This window comes from Pseudomonas sp. FG43, from assembly GCF_057809175.1.
The window spans coordinates 46,621-50,796 of sequence record NZ_JBMDJL010000004.1; the positions used below are offsets into that span (position 1 = coordinate 46,621).

Here is a 4,176-nt window from a genome sequence, read left to right on the forward strand (position 1 = left end):
AACACCTGTGGGTGTGGCGGGTGAAATCAACATTGGTGGCGTGGGCGTTGCCCGTGGCTACCTGAACCTGCCTGAACTGAGCGCCGAACGCTTTGTGCGTGATCCGTTCTCCAGTGACCCGCAGGCTCGCCTGTACAAGACCGGCGATCTGGGCCGCTGGCTGGACAATGGCGCGGTCGAGTACATCGGCCGTAACGACTTCCAGGTCAAGATCCGTGGCCAGCGCATCGAGCTGGGCGAGATCGAAGCCAGGCTGGCCTTGCACGAGGCCATCAAGGAAGCTGTGGTGCTGGCTCGCGATGGCGCCACTGGCGACAAGATTCTGGTGGCTTACTTCACCTTGCGCACCGGCTCGACTCTGGAAATCCATGAGCTGCGCAGCCATTTGCAGATTCACCTTCCCGATTACATGGTGCCCACTTCCTTTATCGGGCTGGATGCCTTGCCACTTACGGCCAATGGCAAGCTGGATCGCGGCCGCTTGCCTGCGCCCGAGGCGAACGACGTGATCAGCCGTAGTTTCGAGGCACCTCGGGGCGAAGTGGAAATCACTCTGGCAGAACTGTGGCAAAACCTGCTGAAAGTCCCTCAAGTGGGGCGTGAAGACCACTTCTTCGAGCTGGGTGGTCATTCGTTGCTGGCCATGCGTCTGGTTTCGCAGGTCCGCCAGCAGTGGGGCGTGGAGCTGCAACTGGCCGAGCTGTTTGCCCATCCGCAATTACATGCAGTGGCCGGGCAGATTACCCTCGCGACACGCAGCACCTGGCCGGATATCACACCGGTTTCCCGTGATGAAGAATTGCCGCTCTCGTTCGCTCAGCAGCGCTTGTTGTTCCTGGCAAAGATGGAGGGTGCCAGCGCGGCCTACCATTTGCCGGCCGGTCTGCGCTTGAAAGGCGTACTCGACGTGTCGGCCCTGCAGCGTGCTCTGGACCGGATCGTGGCGCGTCATGAGGCCTTGCGGACGTGTTTCGTACAGCCTGCTGGCAGTGCGGCGTTGCAACGAATCTTGCCAGCACACAGCGGTTTTACGCTGACTCATGTGGACCTTTCGGGGCACGACGAGCCGTCCGTGGCACTGGACGAGTTGACCGCTCAAGAGGCGCAGCAGGCCTTCGATCTGCAACAGGGGCCGCTGATTCGTGGCCAGTTGATTCGACTGGCGACCGAAGAGCATGTGCTGCTGGTAACCATGCACCATATCGTTTCCGATGGCTGGTCCATGGGCGTGCTGACGGCCGAGCTGGGCGCTCTCTACGCGGCCTTTGTGCAAGGCGAGCCGGACCCTCTGCCGCAACTGGCCGTGCAATACGCCGACTATGCCGTCTGGCAGCGTCGCCTGCTGGACAGCGAAGCCTTGCAGGCCCAGACCGACTGGTGGCGCAAGGCACTGGCACAGGCTCCGGCGGTGCTGACGCTGCCGACCGATCAACCACGCCCGGCGTTGCAGGACTATTCGGGTGCTGCGATACCAGTCTGCTTCGACACGCAGTTGACCGCGCAGCTTCAGGACTTGAGCAAGCGCCACGGCACCACGTTGTACATGACCGTGCTGGCCGCCTGGGCGGCCACGCTCGGGCGTTTGTCAGGCCAGGAGCACGTGGTCATCGGCTCGCCGGTTGCCAACCGCATGAACGCAGAGATCGAAGGGCTTATCGGCCTGTTCGTCAACACCCTTGCATTGCCGATCGATTTGTCCGGAAAACCCGACTTTACCGAACTGCTGCGCCGGGTCAGGCAGTTGTCCCTGGAAGCTCAGGCTCGTCAGGCATTGCCATTCGAGCATGTGGTCGAGGTGGTCAAACCGGTGCGTAGCCTGTCACACAGTCCATTGTTCCAGGCCATGTTGTCGTGGCAGAACAACGAGAATGTCGATCTGATGCTGGGCGACCTGACACTGGAGGGCATTGGTGCGCCGAGAAACAGCGCCAAGTTTGACCTGTCCCTGGATCTTGGAGAGATCAATGGCCAGTTGCAGGGCAGTCTGGAGTTCGCCACGGCCTTGTTCTACCCGGAAACCGTCGAGCGCTATCGCGGCTATCTGGAAAGCCTGCTGCGAGCCATGGTGGCCGATGCCGAACAGGCCGTGCACGGTGTTGCGTTGCCAGGGGAGGCAGAGCGTCTGCATCTGGCGCGTTTCAACGACACACACCATTACTATCCACCGGCACAAACCATTCACGGCCTTTTCGAGGCGCAGGTACTGCGTACACCTGATGCTCCTGCGCTGATCCATGGCCATGAGCAACTGAACTATCGGCAGTTGAACGAACAAGCCAATCGTCTGGCCTGGCATTTGCGCGCACATGGCGTCGAGCCAGATGCCAGGGTGGCGATCTGCATGGAGCGCGGCACGGAAATGGTGGTCGGCCTGCTGGCTATCCTCAAGGCGGGTGGCGGTTATGTGCCGCTGGACCCGGCGTATCCCGTCGAGCGTATCGCCTACATGCTGGAGGACAGCGCACCGACAGTGGTGCTGGCTCATGGGTCGACCCTTGGCCTGCTGTCTGCCACGCCTGCACCGGTGATCGATCTGGACAGCAGAACCTGGCTCGGACAACCGCTGGAAAACCCGGATGTTCCCGGGCTGAGCGCTGCCCATCTGGCCTATGTGATTTACACCTCCGGTTCCACCGGCATGCCCAAAGGCGTGATGATCGAACACCGCAACACGGTCAACTTCCTGAGCTGGGCCAAGCGCGCTTTCGAGCCGGCAGTACTTGCCAGGACGCTGTTCTCCACTTCGTTGAACTTCGACCTGGCGGTCTACGAGTGCTTTGCTCCGCTGACAACCGGTGGTTGCATCGATCTTGTGCAAAATGCGCTTGAATTGCAGCGAAATGAGCACGATGTCACGCTGATCAATACAGTGCCTTCGGCGCTAAAGGCGCTATTGGAATCCAGCGGGCTGGGGCAGGGCGTGCATACGGTCAATGTGGCGGGCGAAGCGCTCAAGCGCAGCCTGGTGGAAAAGCTGTTCGAGCAGACTCAGGTCAAGCGTCTGTGCAACCTCTATGGCCCTTCGGAAACCACTACTTACTCAAGCTGGGTCGCGATGGATCGCGAAGACGGTTTCAGCGCGCACATCGGCAAACCCATCGCCAATACTCAATTCCATGTGCTGGACGAGTACCTGAACCCGGTGCCGCTGGGTGTTGCGGGCGAACTCTTCATTGGCGGGGCTGGCGTGGCGCGGGGTTATCTCAATCGTGACGACCTGACCGCCCAGCGTTTCCTCGATGATCCGTTCAGCAGTGTCCCTGGCGCTCGCATGTATCGCACCGGGGATCTGGGGCGCTGGCTGGCGGACGGCAATATCGAGTACCTGGGCCGTAACGACGATCAGGTGAAGATTCGCGGTTTCCGTATCGAGCTTGGGGAAATCGAAGCGCGCCTGGCCCGACACGAAGCTGTGCGGGACGTGGTGGTCGTGGCCCGTGAAGACGAGCCGGGGGATGTGCGGCTGGTAGCGTATTACATGCCGCAGAGCGCGAAGGTTCTGGTCGACAGTGGCTTGTTGCGAGCCCATTTGCAGGCGCAATTGCCTGAGTACATGGTCCCCGCAGCTTACGTACGCCTGGATGCCATGCCGCTGACACCCAACGGCAAGCTGGATCGCAAGCTGTTGCCGTTGCCTGACAGCAACGCTTACGTGACTCATCGTTACGAAGCGCCCCAGGGTGAAACCGAAACCTGGCTGGCCATGCTCTGGGCCGAGTTGCTGAAGGTGGAGCGAGTGGGGCGTCATGACCATTTCTTCGAGCTGGGCGGGCATTCGCTGTTGGCGGTCAGCCTCATCGAACGCATGCGTCATGAAGGGCTGGAAGCCGACGTTCGTGTGCTGTTCGGGCAGTCGACGCTGGCTGCGGTGGCGGCTTCGGTGGTGCCCCTGCGCACCCTTGAAGTTTCGGCATCCCGGGTACCGACCCAGCAGCGCAAACGCCGCATCTGATCTGTCTCTTTGTTGACCTTTCGGTGTCCCCGTTCAAGGGGACGCCGCTTTCCCAAAGCCCCTGACGTCCTGCATCCCGCCTGTCCCTACATACCGTGACAGACAGTCCAGAACCGATGCTCTAGTTTTTTCCCATCCTAGAAAGGCGGTCTTTCGCCTCTTTCGTGAAGTCGCCTTGTGTTTGCCGCCGACTTTTCCAGAACTCATACAGCGCAGGTTATTCG

1 protein-coding gene (only partly in view) is annotated in these 4,176 nt (G+C 60.7%); it reads left to right on the forward strand.

Annotated features, from left to right (window positions below):
• On the forward strand, positions 1-3,952 hold the end of the coding sequence (locus ACODS3_RS06765) for an amino acid adenylation domain-containing protein (protein ID WP_489033841.1). The gene continues 9,143 nt to the left of window position 1, outside the view; the window shows 3,952 of its 13,095 coding nt (coding positions 9,144-13,095); its start codon lies off the left edge, out of view; it ends in the stop codon at positions 3,950-3,952.
• The last annotated feature ends 224 nt before the right edge of the window (positions 3,953-4,176 follow it).